Source organism: Hyphomonas sp., from assembly GCF_013823385.1.
GTDB lineage: Bacteria > Pseudomonadota > Alphaproteobacteria > Caulobacterales > Hyphomonadaceae > Hyphomonas.
Map to the genome: position 1 here is coordinate 1 of NZ_PNMA01000036.1, position 17,996 is coordinate 17,996.

Annotated in this window: 18 protein-coding genes and 1 tRNA gene; 9 read left to right on the forward strand and 10 right to left on the reverse strand. The window is 61.2% G+C overall.

What is annotated here, in order from left to right; all coding sequences use genetic code 11:
* From trbG to C0456_RS16755, 5 genes are all read left to right on the forward strand, one after another.
* On the forward strand, positions 1-599 hold a 599-nt coding region (gene trbG, locus C0456_RS16735), incomplete at its 5' end, for a P-type conjugative transfer protein TrbG (RefSeq protein ID WP_291054454.1).
* Positions 596-1,840 (forward strand): TrbI/VirB10 family protein, encoded by a 1,245-nt coding sequence (locus C0456_RS16740; protein WP_291054457.1) that lies wholly within the window; start codon positions 596-598, stop codon positions 1,838-1,840. The genes trbG and C0456_RS16740, both read left to right, overlap by 4 nt.
* The gene (locus tag C0456_RS16745; protein ID WP_291054460.1) at positions 1,837-2,073 is read left to right on the forward strand and encodes a DUF2274 domain-containing protein; all 237 of its coding nucleotides are present in this window, start codon (positions 1,837-1,839) and stop codon (positions 2,071-2,073) included. The genes C0456_RS16740 and C0456_RS16745 overlap by 4 nt, the downstream gene beginning before the upstream one ends.
* Positions 2,074-2,076: 3 nt before the next feature.
* A complete protein-coding gene (locus tag C0456_RS16750) occupies positions 2,077-2,388 on the forward strand; it encodes a DUF736 domain-containing protein (RefSeq protein WP_291054463.1) in 312 nt (103 codons plus the stop codon).
* Positions 2,389-2,410: 22 nt separating this feature from the next.
* Positions 2,411-2,644 carry a hypothetical protein gene (locus tag C0456_RS16755; protein WP_291054466.1) on the forward strand — a complete coding sequence of 78 codons (234 nt, stop codon included), beginning with the start codon at positions 2,411-2,413 and terminating at the stop codon, positions 2,642-2,644.
* Between the two features lie 247 nt (positions 2,645-2,891).
* Here the strand turns inward: C0456_RS16755 and merA are convergent, their stop codons facing one another.
* The 4 genes from merA to C0456_RS16775 are packed head-to-tail and all read right to left on the reverse strand — an operon-like array spanning position 2,892 to position 5,269.
* Positions 2,892-4,313 (reverse strand): mercury(II) reductase, encoded by a 1,422-nt coding sequence (gene merA, locus C0456_RS16760; RefSeq protein ID WP_291054469.1) that lies wholly within the window; start codon positions 4,311-4,313, stop codon positions 2,892-2,894.
* A 22-nt stretch (positions 4,314-4,335) separates the two neighbouring features.
* On the reverse strand, positions 4,336-4,575 hold the full coding sequence (gene merF, locus C0456_RS16765; protein WP_367179305.1) for a mercury resistance system transport protein MerF: 240 nt from the start codon (positions 4,573-4,575) through the stop codon (positions 4,336-4,338).
* Positions 4,541-4,876, reverse strand: a complete 336-nt coding sequence (locus C0456_RS16770) for a heavy-metal-associated domain-containing protein (RefSeq protein WP_291054475.1) — start codon at positions 4,874-4,876, stop codon at positions 4,541-4,543. The genes merF and C0456_RS16770 overlap by 35 nt, the downstream gene beginning before the upstream one ends.
* Before the next feature lie 15 nt (positions 4,877-4,891).
* Entirely contained in the window at positions 4,892-5,269 is a 378-nt protein-coding gene (locus C0456_RS16775; protein WP_367179306.1) for a mercuric transporter MerT family protein, read from the reverse strand.
* 83 nt (positions 5,270-5,352) lie between these two features.
* On the opposite strand from C0456_RS16775, the gene C0456_RS16780 reads away from it, so the two are divergent.
* Positions 5,353-5,781 (forward strand): helix-turn-helix domain-containing protein, encoded by a 429-nt coding sequence (locus C0456_RS16780; protein WP_291054478.1) that lies wholly within the window; start codon positions 5,353-5,355, stop codon positions 5,779-5,781.
* Between the two features lie 321 nt (positions 5,782-6,102).
* Here the strand turns inward: C0456_RS16780 and C0456_RS16785 are convergent, their stop codons facing one another.
* Positions 6,103-7,500, reverse strand: a complete 1,398-nt coding sequence (locus C0456_RS16785; protein WP_291054481.1) for a DUF6538 domain-containing protein — start codon at positions 7,498-7,500, stop codon at positions 6,103-6,105.
* A 150-nt stretch (positions 7,501-7,650) separates the two neighbouring features.
* Positions 7,651-7,881: a helix-turn-helix domain-containing protein gene (locus C0456_RS16790; protein ID WP_291054484.1), complete on the reverse strand. Its 231-nt coding sequence runs from the start codon at positions 7,879-7,881 to the stop codon at positions 7,651-7,653.
* Between the two features lie 332 nt (positions 7,882-8,213).
* Here C0456_RS16790 and C0456_RS16795 point away from each other — a divergent pair, with 332 nt between their 5' ends.
* Complete coding sequence (locus C0456_RS16795) at positions 8,214-8,807, forward strand: hypothetical protein (protein WP_291054487.1); 594 nt, start codon at positions 8,214-8,216, stop codon at positions 8,805-8,807.
* Positions 8,807-9,745 (forward strand): nucleotidyl transferase AbiEii/AbiGii toxin family protein, encoded by a 939-nt coding sequence (locus C0456_RS16800; protein ID WP_291054490.1) that lies wholly within the window; start codon positions 8,807-8,809, stop codon positions 9,743-9,745. Before C0456_RS16795 ends, C0456_RS16800 begins: the two co-directional genes overlap by 1 nt.
* A gap of 202 nt (positions 9,746-9,947) precedes the next feature.
* Here the strand turns inward: C0456_RS16800 and C0456_RS16805 are convergent.
* A tRNA-Asp gene (locus C0456_RS16805) sits at positions 9,948-10,024 on the reverse strand.
* A gap of 208 nt (positions 10,025-10,232) precedes the next feature.
* Here C0456_RS16805 and C0456_RS16810 point away from each other — a divergent pair.
* Positions 10,233-13,082: an AsmA family protein gene (locus C0456_RS16810; RefSeq protein WP_291054493.1), complete on the forward strand. Its 2,850-nt coding sequence runs from the start codon at positions 10,233-10,235 to the stop codon at positions 13,080-13,082.
* 29 nt (positions 13,083-13,111) lie between these two features.
* On the opposite strand, the gene C0456_RS16815 is transcribed toward C0456_RS16810, so the two are convergent.
* From C0456_RS16815 to C0456_RS16825, 3 genes are all read right to left on the reverse strand, one after another.
* Positions 13,112-15,493 (reverse strand): EAL domain-containing protein, encoded by a 2,382-nt coding sequence (locus C0456_RS16815; RefSeq protein WP_291054496.1) that lies wholly within the window; start codon positions 15,491-15,493, stop codon positions 13,112-13,114.
* 123 nt (positions 15,494-15,616) lie between these two features.
* Positions 15,617-17,155: a cryptochrome/photolyase family protein gene (locus C0456_RS16820; RefSeq protein ID WP_291054499.1), complete on the reverse strand. Its 1,539-nt coding sequence runs from the start codon at positions 17,153-17,155 to the stop codon at positions 15,617-15,619.
* 19 nt (positions 17,156-17,174) lie between these two features.
* Entirely contained in the window at positions 17,175-17,810 is a 636-nt protein-coding gene (locus tag C0456_RS16825) for a DUF6134 family protein (protein ID WP_291054502.1), read from the reverse strand.
* Positions 17,811-17,996: the final 186 nt, after the last annotated feature.

Genomic DNA, 17,996 nt, shown 5'->3' on the forward strand with positions numbered 1-17,996 from the left:
CGGGCGATACGGTCCGCTGGATTGTCGGGGACACGGCGTCGGGTTCGGGGAGCGCGGCCCGGGCGCATATCCTGGTCAAGCCGGTCGCCGCGGGCCTTCAGACAAATCTGATGATCGCCACCGACCGGCGGACCTATCACCTCGAACTGGAATCCACCCCTGCCACCTACATGGCCGCCCTCTCCTGGCGCTATCCGCAGGATGAACTCGCCGGCCTCACCGCCCGCAATGCGAACGTCGCAGCGCAGGACGCCGTTCCCGTCGAACGCGGCCTCAGCCTTGAGACCCTCAGTTTCGACTACCGCATCACCGGCGACAGCCCGGACTGGAAACCGGTCCGCGTGTTCGATGACGGGCGCCAGGTGTTCATTCAGATGCCAGCTGGCGTCGCCGCCTCCGAAATGCCGCCCCTCTTTGTGCTGTCATCCGGGGGCACGGCCGAACTCGTCAACTACCGGGTCCGGGGAACCTACTACATCGTCGACCGGCTGTTTGCCGCTGCCGAGCTGCGCCATGGGACAAAACCCCAGACGATCGTGCGGATCTCCAAAACGGCGCGCAAAGGCTCAAACTCCCGCTGGAAGAGGGTGCGCCCATGACCCAGCCGCCGCCTCTCAAGGAAACCGCCCGCCAGCTGGAGATCCGCTCAAAGCCGAAACCGGCCACCCGGATCAACCGCAAACTGCTGCTCGCTGGCGCAGGCCTCGGCGCGCTGGCACTGTTTGCCGCCGCCACCTTTGCGCTGGCCCCGCCCCGGCCTTCAGAGCCCGCCCCGCCGGATGAGCTGCTGGCGGCTGGCAAGCGCAAACCCGACGGGTTTTCGGCATTGCCGGCAGACTATACCGCGCTCGGGGACGTGCCCGTGCTCGGGGCGCCCTTTTCGGGGGATCTCGGCGCGACCATCCGGGCCGCCGAGCAGGCCTATGGCATCGAACCGGATTTCCAGACCGAGTATCGCACAGACTTCCGGTCGCGCCCCGAAGAGGAAACAGCCCGCACCGCGCGGCTGGAAGCCGCCGCCCTGGCCGAAGAGGCGGCCCGCGCGCCGCTCCTGTTCCGTCTGAGCAATGCGGCCACGCCTGGCCCCGATACTGCACGGCGGACAGACACCGGCTTTGATCTCTCTTCGGAGCTCCTCGCCCTGGCGCGGCAATCCCCGGCCGCCGCAGCGAGCCTTCCGCCCGACCCAAATTTCCAGTCCCGGAAGGCGGCCTTTGCCAGCGACCGCGCTGCGAGCCCCACCTATAATCCGGACCGGGTGCAGGATCCGCTCTCGCCCTACCAGCTGATGGCGGGCTCCCTGATCCCGGCGAGCCTGATCACCGGTATAAACTCCGATCTTCCGGGAACGGTCATCGCGCAGGTCACGCAGAATGTTTATGACACCGTCCGCGGGCAGTATCTCCTCATTCCCCAGGGCAGCCGTCTCATCGGCCGCTACCAGTCGGAAGTCTCGTTCGGGCAGGACCGGGCGCTCGTCGTCTGGGACCGGATCCTGATGCCCGATGGCAGCTCGATCACGATCTCCGAGCCAGGCAGCGACGTATCCGGCTATGCAGGCGTCAAAGACAGGACTGATCATCACTGGGATAGGGTTTTCGTCGCTGCCGGTCTTGCCACACTGCTCGGCATTGGCGCCGAGCTCGGCCCCGGCGAGGACGGCGACATCGAGCGGGCAATCCGCCGGGGCACGACCGATACCATCAACGAAGCCGGCCAGCGCGCGGTCGATCGCAGCCTCGGTGTCCAGCCCTCCATTACCATCCGTCCGGGCTGGCCCGTCCGGGTCCTCGTGACAAAGGACCTCGTCCTGCGGCCCTATCCGGAGACAGCCCCGTGAACCTGCGCCTCGCAAAACTCCCCGACCGTACGCCGGTGAAGCTCACCCTTGCGCTCGATCCGGAAACCGCTGCCGCGCTGCAGGATTATGCGGCGCTCTATCAGGAGACTTATGGCGAAGCCGAGCGCGCAGAAACGCTCGCCGCCGCCATGATCGAGATGTTCCTGGCCTCAGACGCCGGGTTCAGACGGGCCCGCAAATCCCTGCCCAAACCTGCCAGCAAAGGAGACTGACCCATGGCACAGATCGGCGCATTCACCCTCAAGGACGGAACCTGGACCGGAACCATCCGCACAATGACCATAAATGTCAAAGCGCAGCTTGTTCCCAACAAGGACAAGACGAAGGGCGCACCTGACTTCCGGCTCTATGCCGGCGGCGCAGAACTTGGCGCCGCCTGGCGCGAAGACTCCAAGGATGGCGAAACACCTTTCCTCGCTGTCAAACTCGATGATCCGAGCTTTGCCCAACCGATGCGCGCGGCCTTTTTCGAAAACGCGAAAGAAGGCACCGGTGTCCTCGTCTGGAACCGCCCGAAAGCAAACTGAAAAACGCCGCTGAGACGTCGCCATGCGTATCGATCATTTGAGAGTCTATTCAGACGAAGACATCGAAAACGCCATGGCGACCGTCGCCCGCGTCATCGAACTCTATGGCGACGCCTACTGGCCGATCCTCGAACGCCTCGAACGCGAACTGACAGAGCGCCGCGCGAAAGCCGCCCGACTGAGCTCGCATCTTCGCCGATTTCAAACTCGCTCAAGGCATTCTCCAACCGTGAATGTCAGGGGCAGGCCAATCTAAGTGGTCAGGAAACAAACGTGACTTGTCACGTCTCCAATGGGCGCAAAAGCAGACGTACTAATCTTTTAGCAAAGATGGCTAGGATTGGCCCTTTGTTGCCGGTCGGGGGCTTTCCAACAAACGGCGCGTTTGGAGAAACGCAGCCTTTCACCTGTCTCGTTTCAAGCGCGAGAGCGAACTTTCAAAAGGCTCAAAGTTGCCGAGTTCAAACTGGTGGTCCAGTCCACCCTTCATTCAGCTGTGCACATCATCCTGCGCAACAAGAGAGCTTGGAAACGTCTTTTCCAAACCCTTGCGCAGCCAGCTTTAATCCCTCGACTGTTGTCAGATAGGGGAAGAGTGTTTCCCCAAGCGCCTTTGCGGTCATCCCAAACTTCAATGCCATCACCATGGTCTGGATGGAATCCGAGCCTTCAGGCGCGAGAATCTGCGCACCAAGCAGCACATCGGTATCAGCGTCAGCGACAAGCTTAATCAGTCCCCGAGTATCGTGTGCAGCTAAAGCACGGGGAACCTGGTCCAAAAGCGCAATGGACGTCTTGACCAGATGTCCAGCTTTGATCGCCTGAGCTTCGCTCAGCCCAACGCCTGCGACTTGGGGATCAGTAAACACAACCCAGGGCATAGCCGCGTTATCGTAAGAAATTGAATCGCCGTTCATGGCGTTTCTGGCGGCAATCTTGGCGCCATAGGCTGCCATGTACACGAATTGATCCTGTCCGGTGACGTCGCCAGCCGCATAGATGCCACCAACTGATGTGCGCATATGTTCATCAACCTTGATGGCACCATTGGCATGCATCTGGATGCCCATTTCCGAGAGGCCAAGATCAGCGGTGTTAGGACGGCGACCCGTGGTCAAAAGCAGGTGTTGCGCCTCAAGGGTTTCCTGGCTTCCGCCAACCGAAATGACGAGCGCAACGCCTGCTTCGGTCTTCCGCGCACTGATATAGTCAAGGCCGGTCCTGACGGTAATATTCTCATCGGCAAGATACTGTGTGAGAGCAGCAGAAATTTCCGGCTCGGCTTCTGGCAACAGCTGGCTACGTGTAACCAGCGTGACTCGCGTGCCTGCTCGGGCAAACATCTGGGCGAGTTCGCACCCGATATAGCCCCCGCCCATCACAAGCAGGGATTCGGGCAAGGCGCCCAGCTCAAGCGCGGCCGTGCTGTCAAGATAAGGTGTTTCAGGCAGGCCCTGAGTATCAGGAATGGCTGGCGAGGCGCCAGTTGCGATGATCGTGCGATCTGCCCTCACAAACCGCTCGCCAATCATCACGCCGCCGGGGGTCAGCACAACTCTGCCTTCGATATAATCGACGGATTCATAATCAGACAGGAGGTCGATATATTTTTTGTTCCGCAAGGTCTCGACCAGATTGTCTTTGTCCGCCATCAGCGCCGACCAGTCATTAATCCTCGCCTTGCCCGACAACCCTGAGAACCGGCCTGCAGCGCGTGCACCGTGCAAGGCTTCGGCGGCGCGGATCATTACTTTGGAAGGCACGCAGCCGATGTTGACGCAGGTTCCGCCGATCAACCCCCATCCGATCAGCGCAACGCTCGCATTCGCTTCAGCTGCAGTGATGGCCGCCGAAAAGCCGGCTGAACCTGCACCAATGACGATTACGTCATAATGGTCTCGGCCTTCGGACGAATTATGGGACATGGAATGGTCTTTCTGAGCGGGATTAGGCTCGGTTGTTGCGGCGCCAGAGCGCGTAAAGGGTGAGCAAGGTGAAAGCGCCAAGAGCCGGGAACAGGACATAGTCGAGGTAGCCCGTCAGGGCTGACAGTCCGACAAGCCCGAGAAACATGACCAGAACACGTGTGCAGCAGCAGAGGGCCGTTATCACTGTCCCGATCAGGCCGACGCCTAGAAGCGCCCGCACGGGCTCAAGACTCCGTGCACGTCGCCGGATAGCCGACATCCGTCGATGACGCGCCGATCGCCTGTGCGCTGGTTATAGCAGGATCAAAGGTGACGGTGGCTAACTTGGTGGCAAAATCAACATCAACCGTCTGGACACCGTCCACCCGCATCATGGCCTTCCTGACCGAGATTGGGCATGTCGCGCACGTCATGTTCTCGATCGAGAAAGATACTGTAGCGAGAGGCGATTCAGCCGATACGGCCTGCGCCTCGCTGGTCGATCCCCGCGACAGAGCAACGGACAATCCGCCGATTCCAACGAGGGCAATGACCGTGGCACCGATGATGCTTTTCTTCATGGTCTTACTCCGTGTTCAGTAAAAAAGAGGGGCCCAAACGTCGATCGTGGTCGCGAGAATGACCAGGACCGTTGCTACCCAGAGCGCAAGTTGCGTGAGCCGACCGGACTCTGGCCGCGCGCAATAGGAGTCGTCTTCGCAGGGCTTCGGCTTCTTGAGGTAGACATGCCAAAAGCCGAGCGCGAGCAGCAGCGCTGTCGCGCCGATAAAATACGGTTTGAATGGTTCGAGCGCCGACAGCTGTCCGATCCAGGCGCCCGATACGCCAAGACTGATCAGCACGAACGGCACGATGCAGCAGGATGACGCCAGAACAGCGCCGATCACGCTGCCGGTAGCCAGAAATCCGCGCCGCTTGTCCTTGTCTGCGTTGTTCTCAATCAATCCGGTCAAAATGGCTTGATGTCCTCTTGTCGATTCCGGTTCTGGGTGAGAAGTTGCCTCCTGTAGTAGCTACAGGATCAAGAGAAAAAGACATGACGGAGTTCACGGTTTCGCGAGCGGGCCTAAAGCGGGGAGAATTGGCCAAGCGATCGGGCTGCAATCTCGAAACGATCAGATATTATGAAACGACAGGACTGCTCCATGAGCCCGCCCGTACAGACGCAGGGCACCGCGTTTATTCTGAAGTAGACCAGTCACGGTTGAGATTCATTCTGCGGAGTCGTGAGCTCGGTTTTACGATCGAGGAGATCCGCAGCCTTCTCTCGCTTGTAGACGACGGAGATTATTCCTGCGGTGAAATTCACACGCTCACGACCAATCACCTGCAATCGGTCTCCCGCAAGATCGCCGACCTGCGCAAGCTCGAACGAACGCTCAAGGACATTTCCAGCGAGTGTGCCAAGGGGAATGATCCCGATTGCCCGATCATCGATGCGCTGGCGGGACCGGCCATGAAATGATTCTATGGCGAACCTTTTCGACGGTCGCCTTACTGTTTGATCTACCCACTAGAAACTGAAGCGCTTAAAGTTTGAGTGTCTCGCGGTCGTCATCCCAGAAATTAGTGGCGATCGAAACTGGAGCCCAAGAAGGTCCGACATAGGCAGGGGCGGACTTACACCTGAAACCTTCCGTCTATGGCTCAAAAGCAATCGTCGCATTTCGGCGATTATTCGCCTTTCGAGACCCGGTCTGCCAATGTCGGCTTTCAGGAATGAAGCGCCTTCGTTGTTGGATTTTCAGCCTATATAAGCACAGCTTGAGATCATGCTCTACCCAGCCTACCCGGCACCAAACACCCCCGCCTCAAACGGATGCGCAATCTTCAATAGCTCCGCGCGCCGGTATTCCAGCGACCCGCCCATCCCGTATTCTGGCCGGTTGTTCTTGTGCCCCATCAGCGCGCAGCGCAGGCCGTAGTCGAGCCCGCCTTCGAGCATCCTGTCTTCGAATGAATGCCGGAAAGAATATATGACGTGGTCCGATGTTGGCAGGAGCTTTCGCTGCCGGAACGCTTTCATCAGATTGGCGGACACCAGGGTACTGCGGTCGTAGTAGTAGGGAAACCCCTCCGGGCAGGCGCGCATCGCGATTTCAGCGACGCCGACCAGCGGGATCTCACGCCGGGAATCGTCTGTCTTGAGCTCCCGGTTCTGCTCGGGCCGGATCGCGATGTGCGGGACCTTGGCATTCAGCCGGATGTCTTCCGGGCGCAGGTTCACAAGCTCGCTGAGGCGTGCGCCGGTTTCGATGAGCAGGTAAATGATGACGCGCAGCTCCAGCCGCAGACCATCAAACAAGCCTGGCACGAGGATGCGGCTTCTCACCCACTCATTGCTGAACGAGGCGCGCTTCACCTCGGTCTTGCCGCTGAAGTAAAAGTCCCGGAACGGATCTTCCACATCGGCCGCGCCGATATGCCTGAAATAGCGCACGTAGAGCGAGCGGATGTTTCCGATATGCCGGTTGGCGGTGTTGGGCGCGACCGGCGCAGAGCCATCGGCCTGCGGTTGCATCTTCTTCATCCACCAGTCGCGGTATTCGAGGGCCTTCTCCCGGGTGATGTCGCTGAGCGGCAGGTCGCCCATCTGGTCGATAAAGTAGTTGATCGAGGTTCGCTTTGTCTTCTCCCAGGACCGGCGCTGGGCCTGCGACTTGTTGTACTGGTCATCGAACGCGATGCGGCTGACGTAGAGCTCGAACGCCTCGGACACAGTAATGCTGGAAGCCGGATCGGGTGATCCGCCGAGGAGCGCCTCGGCGTCTGCGCGGCGCGGATCCCCGCCCCTGCCGGCCTGCGCCTCCAGCATCCGGATACGCTCCATCAGCTCGGCGATCGCCTGGCTCTCGGCGAGCGGCTCCGCCGGCTTGTAGGAAAACCCATAGGCCATGGCGCGGGAGATGGCCGCCTTGTACCGATGCTCGAGCGCCGCTCGAAGGGCCGGCCCCCTGCCGCCGGGGCTGCCCGCTTCGGCCGCGAGCGCCATCCAGTATTGGTCATCTGCCTCTGCGAGATGGTCCCGCCGAAGGCGCGCGATTTCATGCGATCCGGTCTTCAGAGAGACCTTCACGAAGGCCCGGTGATCAAGATGGGAAAAGGCATTCGGAACGCGCCGCTGATAGTACCAGCGGTTGCCGCGTTTGAGGAGAAACCTGTCAGGATCGCGGAGCTCAGCCATCGCTCCTTGTATCCCATTTTGTATATCACTTTCTACCCGTAATTGTCGCCCCTCACCTTATCGGCGCCCTCGGCTCGCAGGCCGGAGAGTCATCTCCGCCCTGGCGGGCGGGAACGTCAACGCTCATTGCGTTGTCATAGGCCCGCAACCTCATCTGCGGGCCGTGTCAAAGCCTTTGCCGGAAACATCTTTCAGGCGGACGCCGGCGGCCCGCGCGGCGGCGAGCGCCTTTCCCAGCTGGGCGGTTGGCTTGCCAGCTTCCAGGTCCACAATGAAGCGCTCTCCGGCATTGATGGCCAGGGCGAGCTCGCGCTGGGGAATGCCCAGTGCCTTGCGCGCGCGGGCAACCATCTGGCCGAATTCTGAGGCGTTGCTGATCATATGAAATCTTCCCGATCGGGAAGATAGCAGGCCAGAAGGGTTGAAACACCCCTGAAACTTCCCGATCGGGAAGATCATGGACCCGGACTTCAGGGTCGGCAAACGCGTTCGGGGGAGCGCAGGAGACACCCGTCTGAATACCCCGGCGCACATATCCGTTTCTCTGCTCGCCTGATGCTCCCACCCTTAGGGCGGTCCCGCGTGACTAAAAGCTGGCAGGTGACCAGCGGGGCGCCTGCACTGGAAAGCGCCCCTGATTTGCATGAATTTTCAATAACAAAACTTGCATTTTTGCCATTCCCTACCGTATATACGACGAGAGGAGCGCAGCGATGACGGCACTGACAGATCTGACGAAACACCTGCGGCCAGGCGAGGTATACCGGCGCCGGGATCTTGCGCGCTGGTCGACGGCTGTCGACCGCCACCTCCAGCAGCTTCTGGCGGAGGGCCGGCTTGAGAAAGTCGGAGCCGGACTTTACATGGCACCGCGCAAAACCCGTTTTGGGCTGGCGCCGGCCGATCCGCAAAAGCTGGTGGAAGCTTTTCTGGGAGACAGCCGCTTCCTGATCGTGTCGCCCAACGCCTATAACAGTCTCGGACTTGGCACGACGCAGCTCTACAATGAGCCGGTCGTGTACAACCGCAAACGGCATGGCCGTTTCGAACTGGACGGGCGCTGGTATGATTTCCGGATGCGCGCCTGCCTGCCCGCAAAGCTGAGCACGGAAGTCCTGCTGGTCGATCTGCTTCACAATCTCGACCGCCTGCCCGAAGATCAGTCGTCTGTTCTGCCCAGAGCGCTGGCGCGGGCGCGGGGCATGAACCGCAATCGGCTGGCAAAGGCAGTCCGGGAGTTCGGCTCTGCGCGGGCGCAGCGGCTGCTGGAGCCTGTTCTGGAAGCTCCGCATACGGTAACTGCATAATGTTGCTGCACACGCTTCGGGATTTTCCTGATCTTCTGGCCGTCGCGGGACGCAATGAAAGGATCGATCCCGGGCTCGTCGAAAAAGACTACTGGATCATGCATTGCCTCTGGGGACTGCAACAGCAGGGCTTTGTGTTCGAGCTGAAAGGTGGCACGTCCCTGTCGAAAGGCTATGGCCTGATTGACCGGTTTTCTGAGGATATCGACATCCTGATCCATCCTCGGGAGGATCTGCAAACCGGACCGAACCACAATAAACCAGCGCAGGTCGCTGCAAGGCTGGCGTTCTTCAATGGGCTGGCGGACACGATAGCAATTCCGGGAATTTCCAGGGCCGCCCGGGACACTGACTTTGACGACACGCGCTATTACAGGGGCGCCGGAATCCGGCTGCAATATGATCCGGTTCATCCGTTACCGGATGGTCTCAAGGCAGGCATCCTGCTTGAGGCGGGATTTGATCAGGTGGCGCCCAACCGGCCCTGTACGATCTCGTCCTGGGCGTATGACCTCGCCGTCAGGAGCGGGGTCGGGGGCCTGACGGACAACCGGGCGATCGGCGTGCCTTGCTACGAACCCGGCTATACCTTGGTCGAAAAGCTGCAGACGATCTCCACGAAGTACCGCCTGCAACAACAGTCGGGCGATATGCCGGTCAATTTCATGCGGCATTATTACGACATCTACTGCCTGCTCGGAGACAGGGAGGTCCGGGCATTCATCGGCACTGCCGACTATTTCGCCCACAAGCAAAAGCGCTTCCGGAATGAAGATGTCGCCGATCTCAGCAGGAACGATGCCTTCCTGCTTAAGGATGACACGACGCGAAGAGCATATGCTTCAGCCTATGCCGCAACGCGGGCGCTTTACTATCGCGACCAGGTTCCCTTCGACGCCATTCTGGAGCGCATAGCAGGGGTGGTGGCTGACCTGTGACGGGTTGCGGCCATGCGCGCCTGGTTCACCCATTTCATCCTGCCTGAGGAGCCCGTGGAAAGCGGTCAGACGGGCCGTCAGCCAGCCCTCTTTGTATCCCACTTTGTACCCAATTTGTATCCCAGTTTTGGGGAACAACGGGAATCGAACTCCAGAAACCGACCTAAGTCTTTGATTTTATTGGAGTTCATTCCAAATGGAATGGCGCGAGTGACGGGGCTCGAACCCGCGACCTCCGGCGTGACAGGCCGGCACTCTAACCGACTGAGCTACACCCGCGCATTTTTCTGGCGCCCCCTTTCAGGAGCGAAGCGCCTCTCTAATCAAGCATAGCGGGCGGGTCAAGCACACTTCTTCACGCAATTCACAAGCATGTGTTGTGCCCCTGGCCGGGCGTGTTTCCACCCTTTTGTGCCCCTGTTGCCATTCACACGACACATTCCAAACCCATGTGGTACTAAATTACGCAAAAGCCGGGATTCGACCCATGAATATCAAACGCATCGGCCTGATTGCTGGCGGCGTTATCGCTCTGCTCCTCATTGCCCTGGTGACGGTGCCTTTCCTTGTTCCCAAAGAGGTATACCGGGCCCAGATCGAGCGCGCGGCGACGCAGGCGCTGCAGCGCCAGATCACGCTGACCGGCGATGTAAAGATCTCGATATTCCCGACGATTGCCGCCAGCGTGGGCGGGGTTACCGTGGCCAATCCGCCGGGGTTTGATGGCCCTTACATGGTGGAGGCCGGCGAGCTTCGCGGCTCGGTTCGCCTGATGCCGCTGCTCTCCCGCCGGGTTGAAGTGAAGGAACTGGCCTTTGTCGATGCCAAGGTTTCCCTGCAGAAGCTCGCAGATGGCCAGACCAACTGGGTCTTTACCCCCGCCGAACAGCCCCCCCAGCCCGCACCGACCCGGCCACCGGCAGAGCAGAAGGGGTTCAATGGCGGGGTGGAGCAGGCCCGGCTGCAGAACGCCTCGCTGACCTATCGCGACGCCGAGACGGGCGATTATTACGAGCTGCGCGACCTTGACCTGCTGGCTTCGATGGCCTCGCCGGACCAGCCTTTCCGGCTGAAAGCGAAGGGTTTCTTTCAGGCCCACCCGTTCGAGATCAATTCGACCATTGATACGATTGAAGCCCTGACCAAGGAAAAACCGGCAGACATCAAGGCGGACCTGGAGACGCCTTTCGGGAAGATCCATTACACAGGATCGGTCAAACTCGGGACAATTCCGGACATTGAGGGACAGTTCCGGGCCTCTTCGGACGCGTTGCCGGCCCTTGCGGCCCTCACCGGGGCAGAGGTTCCGTTCGACCTCTCCAAGCTGGGCAAGATCAATCTGGAAGGCCGCCTGAAAGGCCCCGCCAACGCCCTTGTGGTCGACATCGACAAGCTGACCCAGACATCATCCCTCGCCAAGACGAGCTTCTCCGGACAGCTCAACCTTTCCGAAACGCCGACCATCACCGGCGAGCTGAGCCTGGACGCACCGAGCCTGGCCGAGCTTGCCCGGTTTGCGGCTCTCGAGATGCCCCTGAACCTCGCCCCGCTGGGCGGCGCCGACATCAAGGGCAAGGTCAGCGGGTCCCTGCTCCAGCCTGATCTCAGCTTCCAGAAGCTGGGCATCAAGGGGCCCCTCATCAACGCCAACTACGCTGGCACCGTGCAGCTTGGCGACGTGCCGTCGCTGAACGGCCGGCTGGACCTGCGCTCTTCCAATGCCGGAGAACTGGCGCGCCAGCTGGAGATTGACCTGCCGGCCTCAACCGCGCTCGGCAAGGTGGACCTTTCTTCCGCGATCAGCGGCCCTGTGGACGCGCTGGTTCTGACCGGGCTGGACCTGACCCAGCAGAGCGACCTGCTGACGTCCTCCTACAAGGGGGATGTGGGGCTGGGCGGCGATGGCAGCCTGAAGGGGCAGCTTTCGGCGGAAAGCGCGCGCCTGCGCGATCTGCTCGCCGCCGCCGACGTCGAGATGGCGCCGGGCTCGACCCTGCGCAGCTTCAGCGCCAAGGGGCAGGCCAGCGGCACCTTCACGAAGATCGCATTGTCGGGCCTCGACCTCAAACTTGACGACATCACCGCCAGGGGAAACGCCGGTATCGACCTGACCGGCGAACGTCCGCGCCTCACCGGCACACTCGACATGGGCGCGCTGGACCTCTCGCCTTTCCTTGCGCCGTCCGATCAGAAGCCGCAGCAGGCGCAACCCCTGGAAGCGTGGAGCAAGGACAAGCTGGACCTTGCCGGCCTGCAGGCGGCCGACGCCGACCTGAACATCAAGACGAGCAAGCTGACCCTTGGCAGCGTCGTGCTGACCGATGCGGCGCTGGCTGCCAATCTGGATGGCGGCAAGCTGACGGCCGACCTCTCCCAGTTCAAGGCATTTGGCGGAAACTGGAAAGGCCAGATGGTCGTGGACGCGGGCGGCCAGATCCCGGCAGTGAACCTTGCGATGGAAGGCAACAGTGTCGCCATTTCCAGCCTGCTGGGAACATTGGCGGGCTTCGACAATCTGACCGGCACGGGCGCCTTCAAGGTCAACGCATCGGCGCGCGGCACCTCGATTGACGAGATCATGCGCGGGCTGAACGGCGAGCTGTCGACCAATCTGAATGAAGGCGCGCTCAAGGGCCTCAACGTCACCCAGATCGTGCGCAGCGCGCAATCGCTGCAACAGGCCTTCACCACGGGCAGTCTGAACAATCTGGACTTCCGGGGGGTGCTGTCGCCCGCCGCCGAGACCGAGTTCACCACCTTCAACACAGTGCTCAGTGTGCAGAATGGCGTGGCAACGGTCGATGTCCTCAAATTGCTGAGCCCGGTGCTGGGCATCGACGGCAGCGGCAAGATCGACATTGGCGGGCAATCGCTTGACGTGCGCCTGGCAACCGCCATCGACAAGAGCGGCCAGGGCCAGGGATCGGTGATACAGCTGAACGGCATTCCTGTGCCGGTGCGCCTGTCTGGCAGCTGGGACGCGCTGAAGGTGACGCCGGACTTCTCAGGTGTTCAGTCTGCCCTGCAGGCTGAACTGACCGGACGCCTGCAACAGGAGGTGAATGAGCGGGCGGGCGATGTGGCCGGCTCGATCATCGGGAATATCATTGGCGGCAGACAGCCGGCCGGAACGCCGCAGACAACGCCACCACCCGCCGAACAGGCTGGTGGCGAGGCGCCGCCGGCCGCGCAACCGCAGGCCCCTGCCCCGCCCGTCGAGAAACAGCTGGAAGACGCCGCAGAGAAAGCGGCCCGCGACGCGATTGGCAACCTCTTCGGCCGCCGCAGCACGCCCAAGCCGGCCGAAGAGCCCAAGCAGGACGAGGGCGGAGAATAAGGGCGTGCCGGCCAGGCCCCAATTGGGGCTCAGCTGGCGCGGCTGTGCAGGGCCGCTTCCACAGGCTGGGGCGCGGCAGCCATCTCGGCCTTCTGGCGCAACGGCACGATATGACCGAGTTGTTCCAGCGGGTGGGCACGGCTGAAGAAGAAACCCTGAAGCTCCTCGCAGCCCAGCTTGCGCAGGTATTCAGCCTGATGCGTGGTCTCAACCCCTTCTGCCGTACACTGCATACCCAGCGATCTGGCAAGGCTTACCACGGACTGGGCTATTGCCTGGCTCTCGGAGCGGGTTTCGATGTCGCTGACGAATGAGCGGTCGATCTTGATCCGGTCAAACGGGAAGGATCGCAGATAGCTCAGCGAAGAGAAACCGGTCCCGAAATCGTCCAGCGCGATCCGCACACCCAGCCCGCGAAGCTGGTGGAGGCGGCGCAGCGTGAATTCGGTATTGCTCATCAGCGCGGTCTCGGTGATCTCGAGTTCCAGACGGCTGGGGTCGAGCTTGCTGGCCGCAATTGCGCTGACAATCGTGCTCATGAGCGAGGCGGAGTGAAGCTGCAGCGGTGAGATGTTCACGCAGATGCGAACATGCTCGGGCAGGCGCATGGCTTCCTCCAGCGCGGCACGGATCACCCACTCCCCCATGCGGGTGATCAGGCCGTTTTCCTCGGCATGCTCGATGAATTCGCCGGGATAGACCAGTCCGCGTTCGGGGTGCTCCCAGCGCAGAAGTGTTTCACAGGCCACGGTTTCATGCGTCTGCGCGTCAATAATGGGCTGGAAGTGGATCCGCAGCTCGTTGCGCTCCATCGCGCGCTGCAACTCCTCCTGAATATCCAGCTTGGCCTGAGCGCGCTGCTCAAGTTCTTCCTCGAACATGCACCATTTGGCCTTGCCCAGATGCTTGGCCTGGTAGAGCGCAAGGTCTGCCTGGCGAAACATCGTCCGGCTGTCGCGGATCGACGGATCGAACAGCCGCACGCCGATCGAGGCGGACGAATTGGCCGCTGATCCCCAGACATCATAAAGCGCGCTCATTTCGGAGGCGAACTGATCCAGGAAGCTGCGGAGTTCAGAGATGCCGGCCCGTTCCACGATCATCGCAAATTCATCACCGCCAAGCCGCGCAACGAAATCTCCGGGATCCGACAGAGAACGGATGCGGGAGGCAACCTGGCGCAGCAGCTCATCGCCGGCCGGGTGCCCCAGCGTGTCGTTCACCCATTTGAAGCTGTCGAGATCCATCATCATCAGGGCCCGGCAGGCGGGCGCAACGGGCGGACGGCGCAGCATGTCTTCCAGCTGTTCCTGCATCGTGATGCGGTTGGGCAGGCCGGTCAGGCTGTCGAAATGCGCCATATGCGCGATGCGGTCTTCGATCTTCTTGGACTGGGTGACGTCCGCCGCAACGCCGCGATAGCCCTGGAATTGTCCGCGCTCCACCACCGGCTTGCCGGTCACCGACCACCAGCACAGATCGCCCTGGGCGCTCTTGATGGGAACAACCATATCCCGGAATGGCTGGCGGGCCGTTACGGCCTTTTCAAGCGCCTTGCGGGCGTCGCCCGCGTAAAAGACATCCGTGAACACCGCGCCCCGGCGCAGCATGTCGCTCTTGCTCCAGGCCGCGTCTCCCGCCTCGCTGACGATCGGGATTTCCTGCAGCACGCCGTCGGCATCGGTCTGCCAGAGCGTATCGGAGGTGCTTTCCTCAAAATCCCGCAAAAGGAGGCCAATCAGCTGGGACTGGTCCTGGATGGCGGCCCGGCCGAGAAACTGCTCCACGAACTGGCGATGGGTCCACGCAACGGCCACCAGCAGAACGATCAGATAATAGACCATCAGGATCGAGAGGATGGCGTATTTCGGCCCGGTCTGCAGCATCAGCGCCGTTGCCAGGCCAAGGCCGGTGGGAACGATGTAGTAGATGGCAGCCACCGGAATGCGCGACAGCAGGAAACCGCCTGCGAACATCATCCCGGCCGTGATGATGCCCATGACCATCTGGCCCTGAACATCCGCCGTGCCAAGCACGACGATTGGCGCCAGCCCCCACAGCAGGCCATTGCAGATGGCCACACGTGTGAAGTCGGCCACGGCGCGGCGATTGCTGCGCTTGTGGGGATCGATCCGGAGGAACTGGCGATACTTGAACCAGGCGCCGATATTGATAATCAGTCCACAGACGGACCAGGCTGCAAGAAAGTGGATCTGGCCATAGTTGAGGAAAATCGCGAGGATGGCGATGATGTTCAGCACATTCGACAGGATGATCACATTGGTGATCCGGCTCATCGAATTCATCTGCTGGGCACGCAGCGCGGCAACGTGCTTTTCCGGCACTTCCACGCCCCGCATGAGCTTTTTCAGCGACCAAAGCGTCGCTGAGCCATCCTGACGATATGGCATTACCCCGTCTCCCGCACGCTGTACGCGTCCCGTCTTCTACTGAACATTGTTACCGCAAACGGGTTAGCCAGCGCCGACCGGGATCGATGAAATTTCATCTATCTCCCTGTGGAAATGCGAGTGTTACAGGGAATTATGGCCGATCTCACGGAGGAATCCGGCCGCTTCGGCCCGTATCTCGGCACGTTCCGAAACGCTCATCCTGTTTAAGGATTTACAGATCACGGCCATCCGCGGGTTGTTTTTGAACCGCGCTTCATGGCGGGCGATAAAATCCCAGTAAAGAAAATTGAAGGGACACGCTTTTTCGCCGGTGCGGCGCTTCACATCATAGGAACAGCCTTCGCAATAGTCCGACATCTTCGAAATATAGTTGCCGCTGGCCGCATAGGGCTTGGACGCCATCAGCCCGCCATCGGCGTGCAGCGCCATGCCATGGGTGTTGGGCAGCTCCACCCATTCATAGGCGTCGGCATAGACCAGCAGATACCATTCATTGACCTGCGCCGGTGATAGCCCGGCGAGCAGGGCGAAATTGCCCGTGATCATCAGGCGCTGGATGTGATGGGCATAGGCATAGCGCTGGGTCTGGCCGATGGCCTCGGCCATGCAGCGCATGCGGGTCTTTCCGGTCCAGTAAAATTCCGGCAGCGGATGATGCGCGTCCAGTGCGTTCATCTGCGCATAGCCAGGCATCTTCAACCAGTAGATGCCGCGCACATATTCGCGCCAGCCGATGATCTGGCGGATGAAGCCCTCCACCGCGTTGAGCGGCGCCCTACGCGCCTTCCATTCCGCTTCCGCGCGGCGGCAGACGTCCAGCGGGTCCAGGAGGCCGCAATTGAGATAGACCGAGAGCAGCGAGTGCCACATCCAGGGCTCGCCGCGCGCCATGGCGTCCTGCCAGTCGCCAAAGCCCGGCAGGATTTCCGAGATGAAATGGTCGCGGGCTTGTTCCGCCCCGGCGCGCGTGGTCGCGAACACCCAGGGCTCCAGATCTCCGAAATGATCCGGAAAACGCGCCGCCACCAGCGCCATGACTTCGCGGGTCAGCGCGTCCGCCTCGGGCAGGAAACGCTGGGGCGCCGTCATGGATCTGGGCAGGCGCTTGCGGTTTTCGGTGTCGTAATTCCACTGGCCGCCTTCGGGCTGGTCCCCGTCCATCAGCAGGCCGGTCTTGAGGCGAACCTCGCGGTAGAAATACTCCATCCGCAGCTGCTTACGCCCGCTGGCCCAGGCATTGAATTCCTTCGGGGAGACGATGAAGCGGGTGTCATCACGCAGTTCGACCGGCACTGCGAACAGATCGCTCCACCGCTCCATGTCCTGCAGCAGGCGCCATTCGCCGGGCTTTGTCACGACCAGCCTTTTGAGGCCCGGAAGCTCCTCCAGCGCGCGGGCCGCTTCGGCCCGCAAGGAGCCCTGATTGGCCGGATCATCCAGGCGGATGTAGCGAACCTGATAGCCAGCCGTCTTCAGCTCGCCGGCAAAATGGCGCATCGCGGCGAAGAGGAAGGCGATCTTCTTCTTGTGATGGCGCACATAGGTCGCCTCCTCCCGCACTTCGGCAAGGAGGATGACGTCTTCTGATTTAGCGGCATCGGTCAGGGATGAGAGCTGCAGCGACAGCTGATCGCCGAGCACGAGCCTTAATGTACCCACCCCCAAGGCTCCCGGCTTGTCAGTACATCTGGCTCAGAACGTACTCGATCTGCTGGCCGCGGGCCTCGAAGGCGAGTTTCACCCAGCGGCCCTGGTCATCATACCAGAGGTCAACATCGAGATCGGATTGCAGAAGGTAGCGGTTGGCCTCGATCTCGCGGCCGGCGGCGGTGATCTTCTCGCGGCCTTTCGGCGTCACCTTGATGTCGTAGATCTCGCCGTCTTCGGTCGAGAGCAGGTTGCGGGTCTGTGTCTGGGCGTAGTTCCAGTGGCTGGCCGGGATCACAGTGGCTGGCACCTTGCCGGAGAAGAGCGTGCCTTGAACGGCCAGGGAATTGCCGTTCCGGACAGCTTCCATCGAGGCTTTCTTGCCGTCATCATTCACCTCACCGGCGACCTCGACCAGCTGGCCTTCCCGCCAGACTTCGCTGGCGGTGTGATCGTAGCGGAACACCGTGATGGGCCCGAGACCGGCTTTCAGGTTGATCTTCGTGTTCGCCACAAGCGCGCCATCGGGGCCCTCATCGAAGGTGACGAGGTGAGAGCCGAAGGGGCTGCCCTTGCGCAGGACATCGAAGCGGATCACGTCCCCAGGGGCGGGCTGCCAGGCTTTTGTGATGCCAGCAGGCTGCGGAACGGGGGCGTTGTCGGCCATTGCCGCGCCAGAAAGCGGACACATCAGGACAGAAGCGGACAAAACCAATCGCCGGAGGAGCATGTGAGTTATCCTTTCGCGTGTTGACCTCTGTACGGCCGGTCAGGCGAAATAGATCATTCTGAACTGTCTGACCGGAAATGCAGGGGGCGGCCAGCACAGGGCCGCCTTCCCCCAATCAACCCC

Coding starts and splice junctions, on each gene's coding strand:
- C0456_RS16740 (WP_291054457.1), top strand. CDS start 596: ATGACCCAGCCGCCGCCTCTCAAGGAAACCGCCCGCCAGCTGGAGATC.
- C0456_RS16750 (WP_291054463.1), top strand. CDS start 2,077: ATGGCACAGATCGGCGCATTCACCCTCAAGGACGGAACCTGGACCGGA.
- C0456_RS16755 (WP_291054466.1), top strand. CDS start 2,411: ATGCGTATCGATCATTTGAGAGTCTATTCAGACGAAGACATCGAAAAC.
- merA (WP_291054469.1), bottom strand. CDS start 4,313: ATGTCCCATAATTCGTCCGAAGGCCGAGACCATTATGACGTAATCGTC.
- merF (WP_367179305.1), bottom strand. CDS start 4,575: ATGTCGGCTATCCGGCGACGTGCACGGAGTCTTGAGCCCGTGCGGGCG.
- C0456_RS16770 (WP_291054475.1), bottom strand. CDS start 4,876: ATGAAGAAAAGCATCATCGGTGCCACGGTCATTGCCCTCGTTGGAATC.
- C0456_RS16780 (WP_291054478.1), top strand. CDS start 5,353: ATGACGGAGTTCACGGTTTCGCGAGCGGGCCTAAAGCGGGGAGAATTG.
- C0456_RS16785 (WP_291054481.1), bottom strand. CDS start 7,500: ATGGCTGAGCTCCGCGATCCTGACAGGTTTCTCCTCAAACGCGGCAAC.
- C0456_RS16790 (WP_291054484.1), bottom strand. CDS start 7,881: ATGATCAGCAACGCCTCAGAATTCGGCCAGATGGTTGCCCGCGCGCGC.
- C0456_RS16795 (WP_291054487.1), top strand. CDS start 8,214: ATGACGGCACTGACAGATCTGACGAAACACCTGCGGCCAGGCGAGGTA.
- C0456_RS16800 (WP_291054490.1), top strand. CDS start 8,807: ATGTTGCTGCACACGCTTCGGGATTTTCCTGATCTTCTGGCCGTCGCG.
- C0456_RS16810 (WP_291054493.1), top strand. CDS start 10,233: ATGAATATCAAACGCATCGGCCTGATTGCTGGCGGCGTTATCGCTCTG.
- C0456_RS16815 (WP_291054496.1), bottom strand. CDS start 15,493: ATGCCATATCGTCAGGATGGCTCAGCGACGCTTTGGTCGCTGAAAAAG.
- C0456_RS16825 (WP_291054502.1), bottom strand. CDS start 17,810: ATGGCCGACAACGCCCCCGTTCCGCAGCCTGCTGGCATCACAAAAGCC.